The sequence below is a fragment of the Brevibacterium sp. K11IcPPYGO002 genome, from assembly GCF_050920635.1.
Taxonomy (GTDB): domain Bacteria; phylum Actinomycetota; class Actinomycetes; order Actinomycetales; family Brevibacteriaceae; genus Brevibacterium.
Map to the genome: position 1 here is coordinate 3,876,221 of NZ_CP131929.1, position 22,518 is coordinate 3,898,738.

The 22,518-nt window shown below is 65.6% G+C and carries 20 protein-coding genes; 10 read left to right on the plus strand and 10 right to left on the minus strand.

Annotated features, from left to right (window positions below; translation table 11 throughout):
* Window positions 1-49: 49 nt before the first annotated feature.
* From QYM46_RS17735 to QYM46_RS17750, 4 genes are all read right to left on the minus strand, one after another.
* Window positions 50-958, minus strand: a complete 909-nt coding sequence (locus QYM46_RS17735) for a cation diffusion facilitator family transporter (RefSeq protein WP_432790026.1) — start codon at window positions 956-958, stop codon at window positions 50-52.
* Between the two features lie 272 nt (window positions 959-1,230).
* Entirely contained in the window at window positions 1,231-3,036 is a 1,806-nt protein-coding gene (locus QYM46_RS17740) for a flotillin family protein (RefSeq protein ID WP_432790027.1), read from the minus strand.
* A 221-nt stretch (window positions 3,037-3,257) separates the two neighbouring features.
* Entirely contained in the window at window positions 3,258-3,719 is a 462-nt protein-coding gene (locus tag QYM46_RS17745; protein ID WP_432790028.1) for a DUF3817 domain-containing protein, read from the minus strand.
* 251 nt (window positions 3,720-3,970) lie between these two features.
* On the minus strand, window positions 3,971-6,091 hold the full coding sequence (locus QYM46_RS17750) for a M28 family peptidase (protein ID WP_432790029.1): 2,121 nt from the start codon (window positions 6,089-6,091) through the stop codon (window positions 3,971-3,973).
* Between the two features lie 542 nt (window positions 6,092-6,633).
* Here QYM46_RS17750 and QYM46_RS17755 point away from each other — a divergent pair.
* Together QYM46_RS17755 and QYM46_RS17760 are read left to right on the plus strand one after the other, a co-directional pair.
* Window positions 6,634-7,737 (plus strand): VIT1/CCC1 transporter family protein, encoded by a 1,104-nt coding sequence (locus tag QYM46_RS17755; protein ID WP_432790030.1) that lies wholly within the window; start codon window positions 6,634-6,636, stop codon window positions 7,735-7,737.
* Window positions 7,734-8,621, plus strand: a complete 888-nt coding sequence (locus tag QYM46_RS17760; RefSeq protein ID WP_432790031.1) for an aminotransferase class IV — start codon at window positions 7,734-7,736, stop codon at window positions 8,619-8,621. Before QYM46_RS17755 ends, QYM46_RS17760 begins: the two co-directional genes overlap by 4 nt.
* 82 nt (window positions 8,622-8,703) lie before the next feature.
* Here QYM46_RS17760 and QYM46_RS17765 read toward each other — a convergent pair whose 3' ends face one another.
* Window positions 8,704-8,904 carry a hypothetical protein gene (locus QYM46_RS17765; protein WP_025777086.1) on the minus strand — a complete coding sequence of 67 codons (201 nt, stop codon included), beginning with the start codon at window positions 8,902-8,904 and terminating at the stop codon, window positions 8,704-8,706.
* Between the two features lie 248 nt (window positions 8,905-9,152).
* Here QYM46_RS17765 and QYM46_RS17770 point away from each other — a divergent pair, with 248 nt between their 5' ends.
* A complete protein-coding gene (locus QYM46_RS17770) occupies window positions 9,153-9,452 on the plus strand; it encodes a DUF4235 domain-containing protein (RefSeq protein WP_169253526.1) in 300 nt (99 codons plus the stop codon).
* Between the two features lie 186 nt (window positions 9,453-9,638).
* Here QYM46_RS17770 and QYM46_RS17775 read toward each other — a convergent pair whose 3' ends face one another.
* A complete protein-coding gene (locus QYM46_RS17775; RefSeq protein ID WP_432790032.1) occupies window positions 9,639-10,562 on the minus strand; it encodes a type I 3-dehydroquinate dehydratase in 924 nt (307 codons plus the stop codon).
* Window positions 10,563-10,619: 57 nt separating this feature from the next.
* Here QYM46_RS17775 and QYM46_RS17780 point away from each other — a divergent pair, with 57 nt between their 5' ends.
* The 6 genes from QYM46_RS17780 to QYM46_RS17805 all read left to right on the plus strand — a co-directional run bounded on the left by QYM46_RS17780 (window position 10,620) and on the right by QYM46_RS17805 (window position 16,880).
* Window positions 10,620-11,420, plus strand: a complete 801-nt coding sequence (locus QYM46_RS17780; protein WP_432791762.1) for an alpha/beta fold hydrolase — start codon at window positions 10,620-10,622, stop codon at window positions 11,418-11,420.
* A gap of 336 nt (window positions 11,421-11,756) precedes the next feature.
* Window positions 11,757-13,067: a quaternary amine ABC transporter ATP-binding protein gene (locus tag QYM46_RS17785; protein WP_432790033.1), complete on the plus strand. Its 1,311-nt coding sequence runs from the start codon at window positions 11,757-11,759 to the stop codon at window positions 13,065-13,067.
* On the plus strand, window positions 13,067-13,966 hold the full coding sequence (locus tag QYM46_RS17790) for an ABC transporter permease (RefSeq protein ID WP_432790034.1): 900 nt from the start codon (window positions 13,067-13,069) through the stop codon (window positions 13,964-13,966). The genes QYM46_RS17785 and QYM46_RS17790 overlap by 1 nt, the downstream gene beginning before the upstream one ends.
* A gap of 53 nt (window positions 13,967-14,019) precedes the next feature.
* Window positions 14,020-14,940: a glycine betaine ABC transporter substrate-binding protein gene (locus tag QYM46_RS17795; protein WP_432790035.1), complete on the plus strand. Its 921-nt coding sequence runs from the start codon at window positions 14,020-14,022 to the stop codon at window positions 14,938-14,940.
* 203 nt (window positions 14,941-15,143) lie between these two features.
* Entirely contained in the window at window positions 15,144-15,668 is a 525-nt protein-coding gene (locus QYM46_RS17800) for a methylated-DNA--[protein]-cysteine S-methyltransferase (protein ID WP_432790036.1), read from the plus strand.
* A 309-nt stretch (window positions 15,669-15,977) separates the two neighbouring features.
* On the plus strand, window positions 15,978-16,880 hold the full coding sequence (locus QYM46_RS17805; RefSeq protein ID WP_432790037.1) for a glycine betaine ABC transporter substrate-binding protein: 903 nt from the start codon (window positions 15,978-15,980) through the stop codon (window positions 16,878-16,880).
* Between the two features lie 111 nt (window positions 16,881-16,991).
* Here QYM46_RS17805 and QYM46_RS17810 read toward each other — a convergent pair whose 3' ends face one another.
* From QYM46_RS17810 to QYM46_RS17825, 4 genes are all read right to left on the minus strand, one after another.
* Window positions 16,992-18,374: a Dyp-type peroxidase gene (locus QYM46_RS17810; RefSeq protein WP_432790038.1), complete on the minus strand. Its 1,383-nt coding sequence runs from the start codon at window positions 18,372-18,374 to the stop codon at window positions 16,992-16,994.
* Window positions 18,292-18,969: a copper chaperone PCu(A)C gene (locus QYM46_RS17815; protein WP_432790039.1), complete on the minus strand. Its 678-nt coding sequence runs from the start codon at window positions 18,967-18,969 to the stop codon at window positions 18,292-18,294. Before QYM46_RS17815 ends, QYM46_RS17810 begins: the two co-directional genes overlap by 83 nt.
* Before the next feature lie 180 nt (window positions 18,970-19,149).
* Window positions 19,150-19,845 (minus strand): hypothetical protein, encoded by a 696-nt coding sequence (locus tag QYM46_RS17820; RefSeq protein WP_432790040.1) that lies wholly within the window; start codon window positions 19,843-19,845, stop codon window positions 19,150-19,152.
* A gap of 67 nt (window positions 19,846-19,912) precedes the next feature.
* Window positions 19,913-20,506, minus strand: a complete 594-nt coding sequence (locus tag QYM46_RS17825; protein ID WP_432790041.1) for a hypothetical protein — start codon at window positions 20,504-20,506, stop codon at window positions 19,913-19,915.
* A gap of 262 nt (window positions 20,507-20,768) precedes the next feature.
* On the opposite strand from QYM46_RS17825, the gene QYM46_RS17830 reads away from it, so the two are divergent.
* Window positions 20,769-22,454, plus strand: coding sequence for a DUF222 domain-containing protein (locus tag QYM46_RS17830; protein ID WP_432790042.1), 1,686 nt, complete (start codon window positions 20,769-20,771; stop codon window positions 22,452-22,454).
* Window positions 22,455-22,518: the final 64 nt, after the last annotated feature.

A 22,518-nucleotide genomic window follows, 5' to 3' on the forward strand; every position in this document is an offset into this window, starting at 1 on the left:
GAGGCGGTCCTCCCCTCACCGGCCACCGACCGATGATGGGCGGGCCGCCTCAGTCGTGGATGTGGGTCTCCTCGGCAGCGTCCTTCGCCCGGTCGAACTGGAACGTCGAGTGTTCGATCGCGATCTTGTGGTGTTCCGTCAGGCACTCCTGCAGAGCCTTGAGGATACGCGGAGCATGCCCGTCATAGAAGCATTCATCGGCGAGAACGACATGAGCGGTGAGCACCGGCAAGTTCGAGTCGATGCGGGTGATGTGGAGGTCGTGGACTTCCTGCACATGCTCGACCGCCTCGAGATGCTCGCGGACCTTGTCCAGATCGAGCTCCTTCGGTGCCTCTTCGAGCAGGATCGACCCGGTCTCGCGCAGGATGGCGAACGCCCGCGGGACGATGAGCGCCGCGATGACCAGGGCAGCCACCGCGTCGGCGCGCTCCCACCCGAAGAGCCAGATCGCCAGAGCTGCGAGAATCACAGCCACGGAGCCGAGCGCGTCGGCGATGACCTCGAGGAACGCCGCCTTGAGATTGAGGGAGTCTTCCTTCGATGAGCTGAGGATGACGATGGAGACGAGATTGCCGACGAGACCGATGGCGCCGAAGAGCAGCAGGCCCGGCCCGGGCACCTCCGGCGGGACGAAGAATCGCCGGATGCCTTCGATGAGGCTGTAGACGCCGAGCCCCAGCAGCAGTGTTGCCTGGGCCCCGGCTGCGAGCACTTCTGCCCGACGGAAACCCCAGGTCTTCTGTCCGCCTGTCGGTTTGCTGACCAGACTCGCCGCGAAGAGTGCGATCCCGATGCCGATGAGATCGACGGCATTGTGGCCGGTGTCGATGAGCAGCGCCAGGCTGCCCGTGACGACGGACCCGATGAGCTGGAAGACGAAGATCGTCGCGACGATGCCGAAGACGATCCTCAGCTGCCGCCGTGAACCTGAACCATGCGCATGATCATGAGCCATAGATACCTCCTCGACTCAACACATTAACATATGCACATTTATTTATGCATCTGATCGGCCCCGACGAAGAATCGGAGCACACCAGAATCCGGTTGCGTCTCCTGCTGGTGGATCCACCACGAAATCGTTCGGGAAATCGAGGTGGATCCACCCGCGGGACACATCACCGCCCGGCCAGTCGGCACCGTCGCGCTCCATGCACGAAACGGCCGCCGAGGAAGTCCTCGGCGGCCGCTGTCTGCGTGATGCGGGCGCCCCGGCACCCGCTGCTGTCAGCTCTGAGTGTCCGGTCCGTCGTCGTCCTGACCGCGGGTGCCCTGATCGTCGGTGCCCTGATCGTCACCGGGTCCGTCGCCGCCGGGCGAGGCTTCGCCCGAGCCGGCCCCGGCCTGACCGGTCCCCGCCGCGCTTGAACCGCCCTCGTCGAGGCGGCGCTTCGCCTCGTCGATATAGGCCTGGACATCGAAGCCGGTGGCCTTCTTCACCTCGTCGCCGATCCGGTCGAGATCGACCCCGCTGTCGTCGAGGAAGGCCTTCGGGTCGAAGCCGGGACGGTTCGATCGCGGCCCGGAGGCCGCGCCGTCTGCCACGACCCCGTCGACGACCTCGCCTGTACTCGCATCCGCGGCAGAGGCTCCGTCCGGTCCCCCGCTGTCGGATCCGCCGGACCCACCAAGTCCTTCCGACTTTCCGGACCCGTCCGACCCAGCACCACTCGAACCAGCCTCGCCGGAGCCCTTCGCCTTGGCCACGAGGTCGGTGAGGTCGACACCGGTCGTTCCGCGCACGACCTCAAGGACCTGCGAGAGGTTGTTCGACACGGAGTTCGCGAGCTTCGATTCGCCATCGGTGGACACGATGGAGAGGTCCTTGATGTTCGCATACGGCGCCACCAGCTCCCCGGCGACCGAGGGCAGCACTTCGAGCACCTTCGACAGCACTGCCGCATCGTTGAACTGCTTGTAGGCCTCGGCCTGGGCCCGCAGCGCCTCGGCTTCGGCCTCACCGCGGGCACGAATCGCATCGGCTTCGGCTTCACCCTCGAGTCGGATCGCCTCGGCGTCCTTCGAGCGGCGGTGCAGTTCGGCGGCGGCCTCGGCTCGGCCCTGCGCTTCGATCTCGTACGCACGGGCATCGGCCGCGGCCTGCTGCCGGTAGCGTTCGGCGTCGGCGGGTCGGCGCACCTCGGCATCGAGCTGTTCGGCACGCAGTTCCGCGGCCTCCTTCGCCACGATCCGGTCTTTCTCCAGCAGCTTCTGCTTCTCGGCTGCCGCGGCCAGCGGGCCCGCATTGTCGGCCGTCGCCTGACGCTGATCGGCTTCTTCCTTCAGCGCGGCCCGCCGCAGAGCCAGCTGCTGCTGCTGTTCGGCGATGGCCTGGTCGGTCAGCGCCTGCTGCTTCTGGGTCTCCTCGTTCTGCTGCGCCTGCTCGACAGCCGAAGCACGGCCGGCGTTCGCCTCGGCGATGGCGGCGTTCTTCGCCACCTCGGCGGCCTGCGGTCGGCCCCAGTCGCGCAGGTAGCTGCCCTCGTCCTCGACCGCCGAGATCTGGAACGTGTCGATGATGAGGCCCTGATTGTTCATCGAGTGCGCGGACTCCTCCTGCACCTGCGCGGCGAAGGAAGCGCGATCCTGGATGATCTGCTCGACGGTGAGCGTGCCGACCACGGCGCGCAGGGTACCCGAGAGGATCTCCTTCGAGTAGTGGTCGATCTGATCCTGCTGGTCGAGGAAGCGCTGCGCGGCCTTGCGCACATCATCCTCGGTGCCGCCGACCTTGACCTGGGCGACTCCACGCAGACGCAGGGCGATGCCGTTGATGGAGATGCCGTCGATCTCGACGGAGATCTGCCGCGAGGACAGCGACAGGATGAACGCCTTCTGCACGATCGGATAGACGACCGAGCGACCGCCGATGACGATGCGACCGGTGCCGGACGACCCCGAAGCGTTCCGGCCGGTGATGATGAGCGCCTCGGACGGTGAGGCGATCTTGTAGGACCTGAGGATCACGAGCAGGGCAATGAGAATGATGACGACGAGGATGCCGATTCCTCCGACGCCGAAGAGCAGGTCCATCGGTGGGCCTTTCATCGCGGTTGGGCGGCCGTTTTCCGGCCCGTCCCATTCATCCTATGCGAGGCCACGGACACAGGACAGGGAGGATGTCCGCCGAGGCGGCTCTTCACGCCCGCCGTCCGTCCAGATCCGCAGCTGCCGCCCCTCGCCGAGGCGGCCCACCCCGACCGTTGATCGCGCGGCGAAAGCCCGCCCTCACCCCACCGAGGCGGTGTTCAAGTTCACTTGCCCCATTCCCAGGGTGGTCCGGCGATGAGCAGACCCGAGAAGACTGCGATGACGAAGATGATGCCGATTCCGATGGCCGCCCTCGGGAAACGAATGCACCAGGAGGTGAGCTTCTCGAACCAGGTCTGCGGGGTGCGGCCGTTGCGGCCCAGTCCCCAGTCGCCTTCGAGCGACCCGGTCTTCTCCACCGAGCGTTCGAAGGGAATCGTGGCATAGGGAATGATCGCCGACCCGAGGCCAGTGGCGATACGACGCTTGCTCCACTGCTGCGAGGTGCCGACGCCGATGACGGCGATGACGAAGCAGATGAAGATGAAGCCGTGGATGCCTCCGCCGATCCGCACCCCCACCTCGGTGGTGTGGGTGACGTATTTGAGGAACATGCCGATCAGCAGCAGAGTCCAGGTCACGGTCTCGGCGATGGCGAAGAAGGTGAAGAAGCGTTTGGGAGTCACGGAAGACCATTGTGCCCGGACAAGGTGAACGACCCCTGAAGGGTGCCGACAGATGAGCCCATCGGTCTCAGCTCCGCATCAGGGCAGGCTCAGCTGCGTCATCCTCGCTGCGGCGTCGGATTCTCACCATGGTCATGGCCGTCTAAGCAGATGAGAACGGCCCGACGCGGGCGGCGACCGTCTCCAGTCGCCGACCACGTCGGGCCATCCGTGCCGATCAGGGCACGCCGCCTCGGCGAAGGTGCTGCCGCTCAGCTGCGGCGGCGGCGTGAACCCAGCGTCATCGCCAGACCGAGCGCGATGAGCGCTCCGGCCGAGAGAATCAGCGGCAGGGCTTCGTTACCGGTCCGCGGCAGGTCTCCTCCACCGCCGCCGTTGCCGCCGTCACCGGCTCCCGGCCCGTCACCCTCGGCGACGACCTCGAAGGATCCGGTCAGCGGGTCTCCGCCTTCGCAGTCGACGGTGACGTCGTAGGTGCCGATGTAGCTGTCGACCATCGACGCGTCGAGTCCGCGGACTCCGAATCGGGCAGTGCCGTCGGCTCCGACCTCGGCGGTCTGCTCGAACGTCTCGATCTTCCCGTTGTTCGGGGTCACCGTCATCGTCGCCGTGGTGTCGGCGGCGCAGCCGGTGGCCGCGACCTGGACGCCCTTCTCACTGACGAAGTCCGGCGCTTCGATCGTCTTCGGATCGATGCTCAGTGCTCGTTCATCAGGGGCCTCGGTCGGTGTCTCCGTGGGCGGATCGGTGGGGTCCGTGGGCGGAGTCGTCGGATCGGTCGGCGGATCCGTCGGTGCGTCGGCCAGCTCATAGGCCAGCGTGTGGACGGCGAAGCCGATGGCGGGAGCGAAGATGTCGATGGACTCCTTGCTCACGTTCTCGATCGTGTCCGTGGGCTGGTGGTAGTTCGTGTCGTGCTTCTCGCCGACGGTGCCGCCGAACATCTCAGCCTCTTCAGCCGTCTTCGTGCCGTCTGCTCCGGAGAACAGGCCGCTGGCCGGGATGCCGTTGTCGATGAACGCCTGGTAGTCCGAACGTCCGGAGAAGTCGGTGCCGACGTTGGGCTGGTCGATGTCGGCGAAGTAGTCGGTGAAGATCTTCTCGAGCTCGGCCGAACCTTCGGGGACGTTGACGCCGTCGGGGATCGGCACATCGGAGCCGTCGGAGTCGAGCGTGCCGACGATGTAGTTGTCGGAGCCGATCATGTCGAAGTTCATGTAGGACTTGATCTTGCCCAGCTCGGCATCGTCGAGGCTCGCGACGTACTCCGTCGAACCGACGAGTCCGACCTCTTCCGCGCCCCACCAGCCGAAGCGGATGGCGTTGTCGACTTCGGTCGGCTGCTCGGCAAGCGCTTCGGCCGAAGCGAGGAGCGCCGCGGTTCCCGAACCGTTGTCGTTGACGCCGGGGCCTTCTTCGACGCCGTCGAGGTGTGCGCCGAACATCTGGACGTTGTCATGGTCGCCGGCCTTGGTCTCGGCGATGACGTTCCAGGTCGTCTCGGTGACGAACTCGGTCTCGAGCGTGAAGTCGGCGGTCAGGGCCGCGGCTTCGGCCGCCGCGTCGTCATCGGCGGCTTCCTCAGTCTCGTCGGCGCCCTGCCCGAGGCCCGCCTCGGCGTCAGTCTGGCTGCCGGCTTCTGTGCCGGCCTCGGCACCTGCGGCTTCGACCTTCTCGAGGAGGTCGGTGCCGACGTTGTAGGTGACCGTCACCGTCGGGGCACTGCCTTCCATCCGCTCACCCAGGGTGGCGTTGAGCTCCTCGTCCGGATTGTCCTTGTCGTTGTTGTAGATGATGACCGCTGCGGCACCGGCTTCGGTGGCGGCCTTGGTCTTCTCACCGAAGGCGCATTCGCCGCGGGATACGAGCACAAGCGCACCTTCGGCGCTGGCGTCGAAGTCACTGGCCTGACAGCCGAGCTGTCCGCCGGCCAGGTCGCTGTTGTCGTCATCGACCGGCAGCACCACTGGCAGATCGGTCAGAGGCTCCGTGGTCCCCTCTGTGTATGAGGCGGTCGCAACCTTGACCGCCTCCCCGTCGACCTTGACGTCGACGGTACCGAAGTCCTGGCTCTCGACGTCGAAGGCCTGACGTTTCACATCGAAGGCTCCGGTCGCCTCGAGGGTGGATTCGACGTATTCCACGGCTTCTTCGTAGCCGGGGGTGCCCAGCGCACGGTGTCCTTCATCCGCGTGCGAGGTGGAGATGTCGGAGATCTTCTGCAGATGCTCCATCACGGCGTCGCCGTTGACGCCCATATCGGTGTGTTCGGTCGGTCCTGCGGTGCCCGCTGCCAGCGCCGGGCTCACCCCGCCGAGGACCAGTCCGGCTGTGGCGGTGACCGCCAGCCAGCTCTTCGTGCGCAACTTCATGGAGTTCCTTTCGCTCCTTTGTCTGTGTCCAGAGGAATCGCACATGACGGCGCACCGGAGATGACCGCCACGGCATGACTGCTCGTCCATACCTGTGTCGGCCCATCGACGGCTGCACTTGCGGGGAAGCTCGATTCTGACGCTTCGCCATGATTCGCCATTGGTAACGAATCACGTGCTTCTATAACGAAACGGTGACACAACTCACATTGGTCATTAATCTAACGCACCCCAGCCGGCTTTTATATTACGAATTGATAACAACCGGTCACTGATCGGTTTCGCACACGCGGGAGACCTGCGGTCGCGATGCGGATTGCCTGCGGTCATAGCGTCCGCGCCGACGGTCGCTTCCGCGGCACCCCAGCCACACCGGAAACGCGCCCACACGCGCCCGGCCGAGCAGCGCCGTCCCAACGCCACACCGAGCGGAGCCCGACCGAGCAGCGCCGTCCCAGCGTCACCGCCACTCGGCCGAACCCGCCCGACCGCTCGCCGCCCACCCAGTGCCGGAATCAGACCGCACGACTAGACTCGGACCAGTGACGACCGATGACTCCGCAGGAGCGACTCCGCCTGCCTCCCCCGACAGACGAACCATTCGCCGCTGGCAGCGCTACCTCGCCAACGAACGGCTCGAGGAACGGGTGTACCGCAACCTCGCCGAACGCCGCAGCGGCGAGGACCGTGGGATCCTGCTCAGCCTGGCCGCCGCGGAATCCCGGCACCAGGAGCATTGGATCACGCTGCTCGGCGAGCATGCCGAGAAGCGCCGTTCCGCCGATCTCGTCACCCGCTGCCTGGCCTTCCTCGGCGGTCTGTTCGGCTCCGTGTTCGTCCTCGCTCTTGCTCAGCAGTCGGAGACGAGCTCGCCGTACGACGAAGACGAAGCCGCCTCGGCCGAGATGGCCGCCGACGAACGCATCCACGCCGAGGTGGTCCGCGCTCTGGCTGCCCGTTCCCGCGCCCGCCTGTCGGGAAACTTCCGTGCCGCCGTCTTCGGCGCCAACGACGGACTGGTCTCGAACCTCGCACTCGTCCTCGGCGTCGGCGCGGCGGGAGTCTCGAACACCGTCATCCTGCTCACCGGCGTCTCCGGGCTGCTGGCCGGCGCCTTGTCGATGGGAGCCGGCGAGTACATCTCGGTGCGATCCCAGCGCGAACTCCTCGACGCCTCCACCCCGGACCCCGAGTCCCGGCACGCCCTCGCCGACCTCAACATCGACGCCAACGAGCTCGCCCTCGTCTTCCGCGCCCGCGGCATGGAGGCCCGCGAAGCCGAGGCCCGCGCCAACCGCACGATCGCGGCGGCGAAGAACAGACAGGCGCCGCGCCTGCCGAACCTCGACTCCGAGGTCGACCGTGACGAACTGGGCACCGGCATCGGCGCTGCCCTCTCAAGCTTCTGCTTCTTCTCCTCCGGCGCGCTCATCCCGATCCTGCCGTATATCTTCGGCATGTCCGGACTGCCCGCCGTGTTCCTCTCCGCCGGACTCGTCGGCATCGCGCTGCTGTTCACCGGCGGCATCGTCGGCCTGCTCTCGGGCAAATCACCCGGCCCCCGCGCCCTGCGCCAACTCGGCATCGGCTTCGGTGCCGCCGCCGTGACCTACGTCCTCGGCCTGCTCTTCGGAGGTACCGCATGACCGATCCGCTCATCCTCGTCGACCCCACCACGGCTGAGTTCGAACTCACGGATCTCGGTGCCGCTCAGCTGCCCGTCACGGATCTCTCCGCTCATCGCGGGGACGGTATCTTCGAAACCGTGCTGGTCAGCGTGGGGGCGCACGGAGCCACCGTGGTGTCGCGGGAACGGCACTTCACCCGCTTCCGCGCGTCCGCCTCGGCGCTGGATCTGCCCGATCCGGACCAAGGACTGTGGGATCGGGTCATCGATTCCCTCATCGCCGAGGTGGCCGCCGCCGATCCCCAGAACGTCGAGTTCGGGATCCGCTACGCCCTCTCGCGCGGGGAGCAGGACGCGAACGGTCGGTTCCGGGGCCGCGGATGGGCCTTCCCCGTGCCCGTGGACGACCATATCCTCACAGCCCGGAGCCAGGGAGTCACCGCCGTCAGCCTCGACCGCGGATTCGACGCCTATATCGGCAGCAAGGCCCCGTGGCTGCTCATCGGTGCGAAGACGCTGTCCTATGCGGTCAATCAGGCGGCCGGCCGCTATGCCGCGGCGAACGACGCCGATGAGGCGCTGTTCGTCTCCCACGACGGAATCGTGCTGGAGGGCCCGACCGCAAACCTCATCATCCGCCGAGGCGACCGCCTCCTCACTCCGAATCCGGAGGCTGGTCTGCTGTCCGGAACGACGCAGCGTCTGATCTTCGATCATGCGGAGGATCTGGGGCTGCGCGCCGAATACGCCGACCTCGGACTCGACGACGTCAAGGACGCGGACGGGGCCTGGTTCGTCTCGTCGATGCGCACGGCAGCCGCTCTGCGCGAACTCGACGGGAACGCCATCGCTGTTGATCAGAATCTCACCGACCGATTCCAGGCGATCGTCCGCGGCCGGTGACGCACCGAGGAGTTTGTGGGGATGACCTGCCCTCGACCGTCCAGTCTCCGGGTGCTGTCGGGGATGCGCTGCCCCGAGCTCTTCAGGCTCGGGGCAGAGCGTCGGCGGGTTTCGCCGAGGGGAGAGTGAAGGCGAGAACGAGCCCGAGGATGCAGGCGGCGCAGCTGATCAGCCACACCGGCCAGAAGACGCCGGAGAGTCCCGGCAGCAGCGCAAGCAGGAATCCGAGGGCGCCACAGACGAACAGTCCGGTGACGACACGCGTCTTCCACTTCCTCAGCATCGTGTGCCTTTCTCTTCACGTTTCGGTTCAGACCTTCCCTTTGCCCGACCGAAGCGTGCTCTCACGCTATCTGCCCCGGTCTCTCCGGCACATCCCCCAAAAGTATGAAATGAGGGAACTTTCTCGGCCTCGTTCGATCGGGGGTGGCCTCGGGCGCATCGTCCTGCGTTAGTGTTGTCTTCGACGGAATACGTTCCCGCGACTCCCCAGAGGCACGGGATCCAAGGTTCAAAGGAAAGGACACGAGCATGGGAAAGCTCGCTTGGCAGATCATCGGCGTGGGAGCGCCCATCGCAGCCGCGTTCGTCGCTCGCAAGACCCTGACCTTCGCATGGGAGAAGTCGACGAAGCGCCCGGCGCCGTCGAACCCTGTCGATGACGAGATCTCGATGTCCGAGGCTCTGGCCTGGACGATCGTCTCCGGCGTCGGCGTGGCCGTGGCCCAGCTCGTCGTTCAGCGCATCGCCGCGAACACCGTGCGCAACAACTTCGGCGAGGAAGCCCTGCCGAAGAAGTTCCGCAAGCAGATCGAAGAGATGACCGACTGATCCCCTGTCGGATTCTGCCGGCTCTGCAGCAGAGAAGCGGCCCGCGAAGCTCATGCTTCGCGGGCCGTCTGCTTCCCTGGCGAAATCTGCCGGTTGAGCCCGGCCCGTCAGCAAACCCCTCAGCAAACGCGAGTCAGAAATTCATACGCCCTGATCAAGATCACCGCGTACGAACTTTGAGGCCGCTCATACACACCTACCTCCGACGCGGTCGAGGATCTCGGCGAGGATCGATGCCTCGATCTGCCCCGGGGCCGAGGCCCGACCGATCTGCGCGAATGTGGCGCAGCTGCCGAAGTCGGCGCCCATGATCCGGCTCGTCCGGCCCAAGAGTCCCATCGCGATTCCGAGCACGGGAACCGGCAGCGAGGCATCCGCTGCGGCCGTCGCCTCCAGGAGACGCAGAACATCGGCCGGCGTCTGCGGCATCATCGCCACCTTGGCCACGTCTGCACCGGCCTCGCTCATTACAGCGAACGTCTTCAGCAGGCGCTCGGAAGAGTCCGTGGACTCGAAATTGTGGTGTGAAGCGACGACGGGTACGCCCGCTTCCCGCGCCGAGGCGATAAGGGAGCCCGCCTCGGCCCGATCGATCTCGACGTCGATGGCCGCGGGAACGCCCGATGATGCGCTGCCGGGAACTCCCGAGGAGGCGGCGCCGGTGGGACCGGTGCCGCTGAGACCGGTGCCGGCAGCGGTTCCGGCGTCCGCCTCGACATCAGCGACCCCGGCGATGAGTTCCCGCACCACCTCGGCGTAGGCGTCCTCCGTGATCTCCACCTGCCCGCCTTCGAAACCGGTGCGCACGGTCAGGAGGATCGGCAGCTCGGCTGTGAGCGCATGCGGAAGCAGACGAAGGGCCGCCTCGGCGAGTCCGTGCAGACCACTGTGCGCCCCACCCTGCGCCCCACCCTGCGCGGAAGCGGCGGCGAGCAGCGGATCGATGCGCCATTCGACGGCGTCGACGATCCGGGTCGCGGCGGCTGCAGCGCATTCGGCGGAGAGGTCCTCGGCGTCGAGCGCCTGCGTGGGCACGATGATGGCCGGTCGGCCGGGATTGCGCACGGCGGGCGATCCTGCGGCAGGATTGAGGAACGGCAATGATTTCATCTCTCAAGCGTAGGCGGTGATCAGGCGCGCGCGGGCAGGAGCACACGGGTGGGAACGATGCAGGTGGACAGGATCGGCACACGCGATGGCTTCCCCCTCGAAGTCCAGGTCAGCGGGCCGGCGGACGCCCCAGCACTGCTCCTGCTGCAAGGTCAGTCGAATTCGCACGAGTGGTGGGACGATCTGCGCGGGGACTTCGAAGCGGATTTCCGCACGATCACGTTCGACTATCGCGGCACGGGCGGCAGCAGGGGTGAGCTCGGCGAACTGTCGACGGCAAGCTTCGCCGACGACGCCGCGGACGTGCTCGACCACCTCGGCGTGCATCGGGCTGCGGTGTACGGCACCTCCATGGGCGGGCGCATCACGCAGATGCTGGCGCTCAACCACCCGGAGCGGGTGAGCGCGCTCGTCCTCGGGTGCACCTCCCCGGGCGGTCCGCACGCGGTCAAGCGTCCGCGCGAGGTCGGCCAGGCATTGGCGCGGCTGCGCGGTGATGAGCACACTCAGTACCTCTTCGACCTCTTCTACACCCCCGAATGGACGGTGTCGGCGAAGTACAGCAAGATGCTCGGCGACGACACGATGACGGCCGCCGAGTCGTCCGCTCATCTGCGGATCAGCGCCAATCATGACGCGTGGGAGCGGCTGCCGGAGGTCACCGCACCGACGCTGATCATGCACGGCGACGCCGACAGGATGAACCCGGTCGGAAATGCCCGCATCCTCCACGAACGCATCCCCGGTTCTCAGCTGCGCATCCTGCCGGAGGGGCGCCACGGATTCTTCGAAGAATTCGCCGAGGTGGTCACTCCGGCCGTGATCCGCTTCCTCTCGGATTCGCTGCAGAAATCCTGAAGACAAGGCCGCCTACTGCATCAAAATCCCATATCCGGCACCAAATCCATTAACGGCATATCTACATGCTCCAATCGATGATTATAACAATCAAGTAACGCGCCAACCTGTGTTTGCCCAGGTCAGAGCGGCAGTCAAGGCTGACGCGCCGGATACGTGCGATAAATTCTCTACCGAAAACCCTGAACAAAACTACAATGGTGGATCAGATATCCGTGTGCGGTGAGGCGCGTGCGCAATTGAGCTATTCGGATCTGTTCTGCGAGCACCGAACCGTGCAAACGGGGGTGAAGCCTCTCGTTCTTGCGGACTGCCAAGAATGCAAGGAGGAAGCACGTGAGCGTTGTCAAAGCGTCACACGTCTACAAAGTCTTCGGAAAGCGCGAAGACGAAGTCGTCAAACGACTCGAATCCGGCGCCGACCGTGATGATCTGACGAAACTCGGAACGGCCGCCGTCATCGACGCGAGCTTCGAAGTCGAGGCCGGCGAGATCTTCGTCGTCATGGGCCTGTCGGGCTCGGGCAAGTCGACCCTGATCCGCACCCTCAACGGGCTCTGGGCACCCACTGCCGGGTCCGTCGAGGTGCTGGGCACTGATATCGCAAAAGTCGACGCGGCCACACTGCGCAAGGTCCGCAGCGAACACATCTCGATGGTGTTCCAGCACTTCGCACTGCTCCCCCACCGCACTGTCCGGGACAACGCCGCCTATGCGCTCGAGATCCGCGGAGTTGCGAAGGCGGAGCGGGACGCGACCGCCGACCGCTGGCTCAAGACCGTCGGCCTCGATGGCTGGGGCGACAAATTCCCAGAGCAGCTCTCCGGCGGCATGCAGCAGCGCGTCGGCCTGGCCCGCGCGCTTGCGGCCGAGACCGACATCCTCCTCATGGACGAAGCCTTCTCCGCTCTCGACCCGCTCATCCGGCGCGAAATGCAGGAACAGCTCGTCGAGCTGCAGAGGGAGCTGAAGAAGACGATCATCTTCATCACCCACGACCTCAATGAGGCGATGTTCCTCGGTGACCGGATCGCGGTGATGCGCAATGGACGCATCGTCCAGGTCGGCACCCCGGAGGACATCCTCACCGACCCGGCCAACGACTACGTCGCGCAGTTCGTCCACGACGTCGACCGGGCACGCGTCCTCACCGCGAACAACGTCATGGAGAAGGCACGTCAGACCGTGACCAATCAGAACGGCCCCCGCGTCGCTCTGCGCACCATGCGTGAGAACAACGCCTCGGGCGTGTACGTCACGGACAAGGACCGGAAGTTCCTCGGACTCGTCAGCGACCGCGCCTGCGTCGAGCACATCCGGACGGGCGCCACGACTCTCGACGAGATCATCAAGCCGGTCGCCCACCCGGCGTCGCCGGACGACCTGCTCATCGATCTCTTCCTCCCGACCGCGGAGATGCCTCTGCCGGTGCCCGTCACCGATGCGGACGGCGAACTCGTCGGCGTCGTGCCCCGGGCCACACTGCTGGCCGCGCTCGGCAACCAGACCGGCAATGACGAGCAGGCCGCGGACGCCGCTGTCGAAGACTGGCCGGAGCCGGTCGACACCGGGATCATCGACCAGGTACTGGCCGAAGGTGATGATGCCGTCGCACCGCAGGCCGCCGGCGAAAGGGGTGAGCGCTGATGGAGAACATCAGAATTCCGATCGGAGCCTGGGTCGACTCAGCCTTCGACTGGCTCAAAGACAACGTCGCGTGGTTCTTCGACGCCGTCACCTGGCTGTTCAACTTCCTCATCGAGATCCTCACCGACGTGCTCGTCGACCTCCACCCGCTCGTCATCATCATCCTGCTGGCGCTCATCGGCTGGATCTTCCGGTCGTGGCAGATGGCCGTGGGCACCCTCATCACCCTGTTCTTCATCATGACGATGGACCAGTGGGTGGCCGCGATGCAGACCCTCGCGCTGATCATCATCGCTGCTGTCATCGCTGTCATCATCGCCATTCCGGTCGGCATTCTGGCCGCACGCAGCGACAAAGCCTCAGCGGTCATCAAACCGATCCTCGACTTCATGCAGACGATGCCGGCATTCGTCTACCTCATCCCTGCTGTCACCTTCTTCGGCATCGGCGTCGTTCCCGGCCTCGTGGCAACGGTGATCTTCGCTCTGCCCCCAGGTGTGCGGTTCACTGAGCTCGGCATCCGTGGAGTCGATTCGGAGACGGTCGAAGCCGGACAGTCCTTCGGTGCGACTCCCGGCCAGATCCTCCGCGGAGTCCAGCTGCCCTTGGCCACGCCCACGATCATGGCCGGCATCAACCAGGTCATCATGCTCGCACTGGCCATGGCCGTCATCGCCGGCATGGTCGGCGCCGACGGACTCGGAAAGAACGTCGTCGAAGCGATCGCGACCCAGAACCTGCCGCTCGGTGTCGAAGCCGGACTCGGCGTGGTGATCATCGCGGTCTACCTCGATCGCGTCACCGCGGCCCTGGGCAATGCCAAGGACTACCCACGCTCGCTCGTGGCAGGGCTGCGCCGTCGCGGCGCGAAGAACAAGGCAGCTGCCGCAGCAGCCTGAATCGATGGACCACACAGTCTGAATTGTCGAACACTAGAGAAAAGGAACACACAATGAAGAGAAGATTCCTCACCCCGTTCGTCGCTGCAGTCGCAGCCCTCGGCCTCGCTCTGACCGGTTGCTCGCAGGAAGCGTCGAAGGACGACGGCAGCGGTGGCGGCGACAAGGGCGACATCAAGCTCGGCTATGTCACCGGCTGGACCGACGGCGAGAGCATCTCGCTCCTGCTCGAGAACCAGTTGGGAAAGATGGGATACAACGTCGAGACCGAGACCTTCAGCGACGCCGCCGTCCTCTACGCCGGTGTCGCCAACGGTGATATCGATATGTATCCGTCCTCGTGGCCCGAGGTCACGCACAAGCAGTACATCGATAAGTACGGTGATGATCTCGAAGACGTCGGCGCCTACTACGACAACGCCGTCCTCACGATCGCCGTCCCGAAGTACATGGACGACGTCAACTCGATCGAGGACCTCAAGGGCAAGGGCAAGGACTTCGGCGGCGAGATCGTCGGAATCGAGCCCGGTGCCGGTCTGACGAAGGCCACCAAGGCGATGATTCCCGAATACGGTCTCGACGACGAATACGAACTCGTCACCTCGTCGACGGCTGCCATGCTCACCGAGCTCGGCAATGCGACCGATGCGGAGAAGGACATCGTCGTCACGCTGTGGCGTCCGTTCTGGGCGAACAACGAGTACCCGGTCAAGGACCTCGAGGACCCGAAGGGTGCGATGGGCGATCCCGAGAAGCTCCACTTCACCGCGACCAAGGGCTTCAGCGATGAGTTCTCCGATGCCGCCGACTACATCGGCAACATCAAGCTCGATGACAAGCAGTACGGGGAGCTCGAGGACCTGGTCGTCAACAAGTACGGCAAGGACGGCAAGAATGATCCCCCAGCGGCTATCACCGAGTGGCTGAAGGCCAACCCGGATGCCTACGAAGGTGAGCTGCCTGACGAGGAGTGATCTCGTCGCCGCGGCAGCAGATGCCCTGAGGTCGACGCCCTCTGCTCTCCTGCTGACTTCCCCGCAGCGCGGCGTGCGGTCATGAATATGCTGTGCCCTCCCGACTCGGAAGAGTCGGGAGGGCACAGCTGTGTGAGTAGACTCGATGGAGCAGCGCCGTTGACACCGCATTCGGTGCGCGGAACCCGAACGGAGGGCATCCCATGGCGACTCATTCGGCAGCCGTCGACACCTTCGTCGGCCCCCTGACAGTCTCCAGCGACGGCCGGTCGATCGTCCGGCTCGAATGGCGCACATCCGCCGAGGCGGCCGGACAGTCGGACCCGATCCCCGCCGAGGCGGCCGGACAGTCGGACCCCATCCTCACTGAAGCGATCGCCCAGTTGCGCGCGTACTTCGACGGCCGCCTCGGTGACGTCGATCTGCCCGTGGACTTCGGTCAGGTATCGGACATCGCGAGGATCGTGCTGACGACCTTGGCCGACGAGGTTCCGGCGGGGACCACGGTCACCTACGGGCAACTCGCCGAAGCCAGCGGCACCGGGATTCCGGCGCGGGCCGTCGGCGGGATCATGGGGCTCAATCCGATCCCGATCATCGTCCCCTGCCATCGTGTCGTCGCCGGTGACGGGCTCGGCGGGTACTCGGGCGGACTGCCCGGGCACGAGCTCGAAACCAAGCGGCGCCTCCTCGAGTTCGAAGGCGCCCTGCCGCAGCCGCTGTTCTGACGCTCCCGAAGCGGTCCGGGCCTGCGCCGGGCCCGCGCCGGGCTTGCTTCCGGCCTGCTTCGGTCCCGTTCCGTGCCGCCGCTGTGCTGCACGCAGCTGTCCACCGGGCGGAGCTCTCCGAACACGGGTCGGGACCACGGCAGATCAGGAGGACGCCACTGGAAGTTGCGCGAATAATGTGATTACATTGCCGTACCAACTTTTGTGATCACAAATCATCCTGCATTCACATGTTCCTGCTCGGACGACCGGAATTGCCAGAGTCGGCGGTTTCACCGCGCTCGAGCAGCCACCACGAAGAGGAAACTGATGAAGTCACGCACACTCACCTCCGTTGTCGCCGCCTGTGCGACGCTGGGCCTCGCCCTGACCGGATGCTCCCAGGAAGCCGGCAAGGACGCCGGTTCCGACGGCGACAAGGGCACGATCACCATCGGCTGCATCTCGTCGTGGTCCGACAGCCGCAGCACCGCGTTCCTGCTCGAGGACCAGCTGGAGAAACTCGGATACGAGCCCGAGCTGGAGACGATCTCCGAAGCTGCGATCCTCTATGCGGGAGCAGCGAACGGCGACATCGACATCTACCCCTCCGCCTGGCCGGAGAAGACCCACAAGCAGTACATGGATGAGTACGGCGACAAGATCGAGGACATCAGCACCTACTACGACAAGGCGCAGAACACGATCGTCGTGCCCGACTACGTCGACATCGATTCGCTGGATGAGCTCAAGGACAACGCCGACGAGTTCGACGGCAAGATCGTCGGCATCGAACCCGGAGCCGGTCTGACCAAGGTGACGAAGGATTCGATGATGCCTGCGTACGGTTTGGAGAAGGACTTCGAACTCGTCACCTCCTCGACCCCGGCCATGCTCACCGAGCTGGGCAATGCCATCGACGCGAAGGACGACATCGTCGTCACCCTGTGGCGGCCGTTCTGGGCGAACAACGCCTTCGACGTCAAGGAACTCGAGGACCCGAAGAACGCCATGGGCGATCCGGAGAAGATGCACTTCCTCGGCACCGACGGCTTCAGCGACAAGTTCCCCGAAGCGTCCGAGCTCATCAAGGGAATCAAGCTCGACGACAAGACGTACGGAGAGCTCGAAGACCTCATCGTCAACGAATACGAAGAGGGTCAGGAAGGTGACGCCGTCGACCAGTGGGTCAAGGACAACCCGAAGGCCTTCGACTCCGAGATCACCGACTGAGCATCCGCGCGCTCACACGGCCGCCGCACCCGCGACTGCGGGGACGGCGGCCGCTGTCTGCTGCGAGTCCGCCAGGTCCACAGCCGCTGGTCTGGCGACCTCGCACCTCCCTCACCCGTCGAACAGCTCCTGCCCGACGTAGCCGTCCTCGGTCGCTCCGGGCGGTATCGCCCACACGGTCGACCCGATCGGGGTCGTCCATTCATTGAGCAGGTCCACCTCGGCGAGGCGGCGTTGGATCGGCAGGAACTGCCGCTCGATATCGGCCTGGAACGACGCGAACAGCAGCCCCGAATCCCCACCCGCACCGGTCTCATAGTTGAACGTGCGCCGGTGGATCTGCGCCTCCGGACCCAGCCCGTCGCGGGCACGAGCGATATGCGCGACCTGAGAGATCTTCGTCAGTCCGCGCCCATCGACGGCGGTGAAGTCCGGAACGTCGAACTCGTCCTTGCCCGACAGCGGTGCCCCGGTGTCCATGGTCCGCCCGACCGAGAACTCCCGCGCCGGACGGTCGGCCTGGTCCCAGGTGTCGAGGTTCATCGCGATATCACGCAGCACCAGCGTCGTTCCCCCACGCATCCACACAGGCAGATGCGCGCCGAGATCGGCCGGCGGCTCCCCGCGAGCGGAGAACACCGGGCCCGCAGTCTCGGTGCTCTGGCCCCAGATGATCCGCGCGAAGTCCTCGGATCCGGGCCCCGGATTCGCCGTGCCGTCGAGCTGACCGAAGAGGTTCCGCTGGGTCGTCCCCTCCCCCGAGCTGCCGTAGGCACGTCGGAATCCGTCCCGCTGCCAGGCCACCTCGGCGAATGAACGTGAGTCCTTGAACAGCATGCGCCTGGCATGTGCCAAGGTCAGCGGGTCGTCGCCGCAGATCTGCAGGAGCAGGTCACCCCTGCACCGGTCCTGATCGAGGCGATCGATCGAGAACCCCTCCAGTGGCCTCAGCCAGTCCGGGACGTGGTCCTTTCCGGCCAATGCCACCAGTGCGGCGCCGAATCCGAAAGTCACCGTCAGTCGGGCCGGGTTGACGCCGAGCTCCGGTTCGGAATCAGCCAACGGCGCCTGCCCCTGCGTCAGCGCCGCCGCATCCGCGGTGAGCAGCCGCAGCCAGCGCACCGCCTCGGCCGCCGTGATCCCGGGCCCCAGCGTGAACGCGATGAACTGCGCATACGCCTGCGCCGGGGTTTCGACACCGGATTGATGAGTGCCGAAGAACGGCTCGGTCTGCGGCCCGTTCGCCCCGTCCAGATCTCGCCGAGGCGGCCCTTCGTCACCAGCGCTCGCGCCCTGCGCCCCGGAGCCGCGACCGAGCGCGAATCCGCCCGTGGCACCGACGATTCCGACGCCGCCGGCCGCGGCCGCCGAGGTCAGGAGACCTCGGCGGCTGAAGCCGGGGCGACCGGGCTCAGTGATCACCGTGGTCTCCCTGGTCGGAGTCCTCGTCGTCGCCGAGGTCTTCGTCGTCGCCGTGGTCTGCGTGGTCGGCATTCTCGCCGTCGCTGGAGCCTTCGGCCTCACCGGGCGCGTAGTCTTCCTGGGCTCCGGAGTACTCCTTCGCCACGGCAGTGACCTCAATGGTCTCGCCGTCGGCGGTGACGAGGTCGAGGCTGATCTGCTCGCCCGGCTTGACGGCCTTCTTCAGGCCCATGATCATGATGTGATCGCCCCCGGGCTCGAGGTCGAGGCTCTCCCCGGCCGGGATGGTGAAGCCGCCCTTCTTCTCCTGCATGGACATTCCGCCGGAACCGTCGCCTTCGGTTTCGTGGAGTTGGACCATCTTCGCGTCCGCGTACTTCGCTTCGACGAGGTTGATGTCCTGGTCGGTGTCGTTCTTCAGTTCGCCGAAGACTGCGGTCATTCCGTCATCGGCGGCCTTGACCCAGGCGCCGTCGAGGCTGAGCGCCTCGGCGTCGACTTGGCTGTCCGAACTGTCCGAACTGTCCGAACTGTCCGCTGAGGCGGAGCTGCTGCTGCCTTCGGTCTGTGTCGGCCCGGCTGCCGTGCTGTCGTCGTGGCCGCAGCCTGCCAGGCCGATGGCGACGGCGAGGGGCAGGGCAACGGCTAGGCTGATGTTCTTTCGCATGGTGTCTGCACTTTCGTCATTCAGGTGCAGTCGAGCACGGGTCGACCTGCGCCGCGGTCTGCGCGGACGTGTTCGACTGACACCGAGGGGCGAGCCGCCGCTGTTTCGGCGGTCGCCCGAAGTTGGATGGTCACCCGGGGAGCCGGGTGTGGGTCGGCGGCGGATGCGCCGAATGGGATGTCAGACGAGTGCGGGTGGTCCGCGCCGATAGTTCGGACCGACGACCGCCGAAGTGACCGGCTGCGGCAGCCGGAACGAAGCGCACAACTTGCGGAACGGTTCGTCGGCCAGGACTCCGGCCGCCTCGGCGAGGGCACGCAGTGCACCGATCACCGGGCCCAGGGCCAGCTGCAGAATGCTGAGGACGATGTCCTCACCGCGCTTGAGGATCACGGCGGTGACGAGGACGGCGACGAGGTGGGCGATGAACATCCCCACCGAGGTGGCTCCGTGGTTGGCATGTCCGAGCGCGGATGCGGCCGGACCGAGATCAAGGGAGCCCGGGGCCGGGACGATGTGTCCGGCGTGGGCGTGGAGGGCCGCCTCGGCGGAGGTCGAACCGGTACTCGCGGACTCGGTCTGGCCGGTTCCGGAATGGGCGGTTCCCGTGTGAGCCCCCGCATGGGCGAGGGTGTGGGCGGACCAGCTCATCGTCAGGTGCATGAGCACCTGCCCGAGGCCGAGCAGACCGGCCAGAGTGAGGTAGCCCAGGCGCCTGCCGGCGACGATCATCGCCGCCCAGAGGACGAGGACGAAGACGACCACAGTGCCGGGAATCGAGATTCCGCCACCGGCGGCGAGGTGCATGAGCAGGGCGAGAAGGGTCGTGAAGAGAGCAGCGAAGAGCGCGCGTACGGATTTCGTCCATCCGGTCATGGGCCCTCCTCTCAGCTCGCTCCCACATTCTACTCAATGTAGAACACTTTCGGGAAGGCGGCTGAGCCTACATCCGCAGCCAGGTATCGGCGGTCTTCTTGACCATAGCGCCGGCCCCAACGGCAGCATCGCCCCAGGTGACAAGCTTTCCGTCGGGATCCGTAGTGGAGTCGGAGAGGACGACGACGTCGAAGTTGCACACAAGGCCCGCCATCGCCGAGGCGTAGACGGCTCCGGGGGTGCTCGCCGAGGAGGTGCCGGCGTCGGCATCGCCTCCTGCATGGGCGGCAGGGTCAGTGACATCGCCGCCAGTTCCGGCGTCGGGCTCCGCCACGGTGGCGTCGGCCCCGGGCGTGGCCGCGGTGGCGTCGGCCCCGGCGATGATGATCCGGTCGACGGAGAGGTCATGCAGACCTGCGGCCAGATCGTCGACGCCCTCGAACACATCCGGGCTCTCGGAGCGGAGCACGAGGTCCTCCTCATCGGGGACGAAGATGCTCAGCTCCTCATCGGGAGTGTCGGCGAGGTCGGCCTTCGTCGACGCGAAGATGAGCACACCGCCAACCGCGCGGGTCCGGGTGACGATATCGCCGAGGGTCTCCATGGCGTCATCGCTGGGGTAGCTGGCGTCGTCGGTATCAATGAGGAGCAGGGCATCCATACTCCAATCGTGCCACGACCGCCTGACACTTTCTAAGCCGGAACGCTGCCGCGGAGGCCTCGGCGGAACGGGCCGGATGCAGCACGAGTCATCGGCATGCGCTTCTGCAATAATCTGGCAAGCGTCCATGCTTCTATGATCGAACAGCTGCGAACACACCATATTTGTTCGAGCTTTTTTTCGATTATTTATGGCATTCTATTGCCTTCGAGAGTAAAATGGATTCCAACAACAACGATGTTGGTGAACGGAAATCATCCCCATGACCCTCACTCCCGAACGCAGTTCCGATCATTCCGCTCGGAACGCCGGCAACTCCCCGCAGACCAGCGGTCACCCGCTGCTGGCCGACGAGGAGTGGGCGGATCTCAGCCGTTTTGCGCCCGAGGTCACCTCTTCGATCACTCAGCTGATGAGCCTCAAAGATGAGCTGCGCACGTTCGATCGCCCCATGGGACCGGATCAGGCCATTATGCTCGCCGATGGGGTCGAGGCGATCACACGCATCAACGACGCATTGTCGACGCTCGCACTCTCCGTCTGCGAACGCGTCGGAACACCCAGCGATTTCGGCGCCAAGTCGACGAAATCGCTCATCGAGAACCGGTTCAACCTCACCGGCGCGGAGGCGAACCGCCGGACCGATATGGCCAAGAACCTCGGCGGACGCGTCGATATGGCCGGACAGGCTCTGCCGCCTCTCTACCCGGTCGTCGCGGATGCGCTCCATGCCGGCACGATCTCCGCCGCCCAGGCATCTGTCATCGAAGACTGCATGCGCAAGCTGCCCACGTGGGTCAGTCAGGCGGTCCGCACCGACGTCGAGACGCGCTTGGTCGACAACGCACCCAAGGTCCGCCTCAAGGACCTGCGGGAGATCTTCGGCAAGCTCATGGGCTACATCGACCCGGACGGAGAAGAACCGAAAGACTCAGGCGACCGCTCGGCTTACAACATGTCCATGCGTGCCAGGGCCAACGGCGACTGGGAGCTGCGTGGACTGCTCGACCCCGTCACCGGGGGCACTCTCAACGGACTGCTGACCTCACGAATCCAGTCGGCAGGAGACGCCGACAATGCCGATGCCGACAAGACCGGTGCCGACTCGGCGACCGGCGCCTCTGGGATCGCGGCCGTGGGCAATCCCGCCACCGTAACCGCCGCTCCTGAGGCAACGAGCTCGCCGCTTCCTGACAAAGAGCTGCTCGAGATCGTCGATGCGGTGCTCTCCGGTGACCGATATGACGCGAAGCGAGTTCCGGAACCCGATCTCAACGCAGCTCGCACGAGCGGGAATTCGGCTGCCGTCCCCGGCGTCGGCGTTCGTGAGGACGGCGGTTTCGTCGACGTCAGCGCCGAACAGCCCTCGGCGCGCGAATGGATCTACGAACGATTCGCCGGCCTCGTCACCACGATCGATAAGCAGCGGACGGCTGCAGGAGCGCCTTATGCTCTCGTCATCAACGCCACCGCCGAAGATCTGGCCAAAGGCACGGGACACGGCACCACGGGCGCCGACAATCCCGTTCCCATCAAGGAACTGATGAGAAACGGCCTCAACGGCTCGCTGTTCTTCCACCTCATGAGCGACAAGGCCAAGACGATGCAGGTGGCCACAGAACAGCGCTTCGCCAATCGCAAACAGCTGGCAGTGATCACCGCCCGCGACCGAGGCTGCACCTTCCCCGGCTGTGACGCCCCTCCCGGTTGGTGCGATGCCAACCATGTGTTTCCATGGTCGCTCGGCGGCAAGACGGAGATCAACAATCTCGCGCTGCTCTGCAGCTATCATCACCACCTGCTCGACCGCACCGACTGGGACACGGTTATGCTCTTCGACGGGCGACCCGCCTACATTCCGCCCGCCGCAAACGACCCGGCTCGTAAGCCGATCCTCCACGCCCGCTTCATCGCGGATGACATCGTCGACTCCCTGTTCGACAAATAGCCGCCCCGACTTTCAGGGGACAGCTGTGCCCACTTTCCAAGTTCAGCCGGATTCAGCCCGATCC

Coding starts and splice junctions, on each gene's coding strand:
- QYM46_RS17805 (WP_432790037.1), top strand. CDS start 15,978: ATGAAGTCACGCACACTCACCTCCGTTGTCGCCGCCTGTGCGACGCTG.
- QYM46_RS17810 (WP_432790038.1), bottom strand. CDS start 18,374: ATGCCGACCACGCAGACCACGGCGACGACGAAGACCTCGGCGACGACG.
- QYM46_RS17795 (WP_432790035.1), top strand. CDS start 14,020: ATGAAGAGAAGATTCCTCACCCCGTTCGTCGCTGCAGTCGCAGCCCTC.
- QYM46_RS17820 (WP_432790040.1), bottom strand. CDS start 19,845: ATGACCGGATGGACGAAATCCGTACGCGCGCTCTTCGCTGCTCTCTTC.
- QYM46_RS17740 (WP_432790027.1), bottom strand. CDS start 3,036: ATGGACCTGCTCTTCGGCGTCGGAGGAATCGGCATCCTCGTCGTCATC.
- QYM46_RS17790 (WP_432790034.1), top strand. CDS start 13,067: ATGGAGAACATCAGAATTCCGATCGGAGCCTGGGTCGACTCAGCCTTC.
- QYM46_RS17765 (WP_025777086.1), bottom strand. CDS start 8,904: ATGCTGAGGAAGTGGAAGACGCGTGTCGTCACCGGACTGTTCGTCTGT.
- QYM46_RS17830 (WP_432790042.1), top strand. CDS start 20,769: ATGACCCTCACTCCCGAACGCAGTTCCGATCATTCCGCTCGGAACGCC.
- QYM46_RS17770 (WP_169253526.1), top strand. CDS start 9,153: ATGGGAAAGCTCGCTTGGCAGATCATCGGCGTGGGAGCGCCCATCGCA.
- QYM46_RS17780 (WP_432791762.1), top strand. CDS start 10,620: ATGCAGGTGGACAGGATCGGCACACGCGATGGCTTCCCCCTCGAAGTC.
- QYM46_RS17815 (WP_432790039.1), bottom strand. CDS start 18,969: ATGCGAAAGAACATCAGCCTAGCCGTTGCCCTGCCCCTCGCCGTCGCC.
- QYM46_RS17825 (WP_432790041.1), bottom strand. CDS start 20,506: ATGGATGCCCTGCTCCTCATTGATACCGACGACGCCAGCTACCCCAGC.
- QYM46_RS17750 (WP_432790029.1), bottom strand. CDS start 6,091: ATGAAGTTGCGCACGAAGAGCTGGCTGGCGGTCACCGCCACAGCCGGA.
- QYM46_RS17735 (WP_432790026.1), bottom strand. CDS start 958: ATGGCTCATGATCATGCGCATGGTTCAGGTTCACGGCGGCAGCTGAGG.
- QYM46_RS17800 (WP_432790036.1), top strand. CDS start 15,144: ATGGCGACTCATTCGGCAGCCGTCGACACCTTCGTCGGCCCCCTGACA.
- QYM46_RS17775 (WP_432790032.1), bottom strand. CDS start 10,562: ATGAAATCATTGCCGTTCCTCAATCCTGCCGCAGGATCGCCCGCCGTG.
- QYM46_RS17760 (WP_432790031.1), top strand. CDS start 7,734: ATGACCGATCCGCTCATCCTCGTCGACCCCACCACGGCTGAGTTCGAA.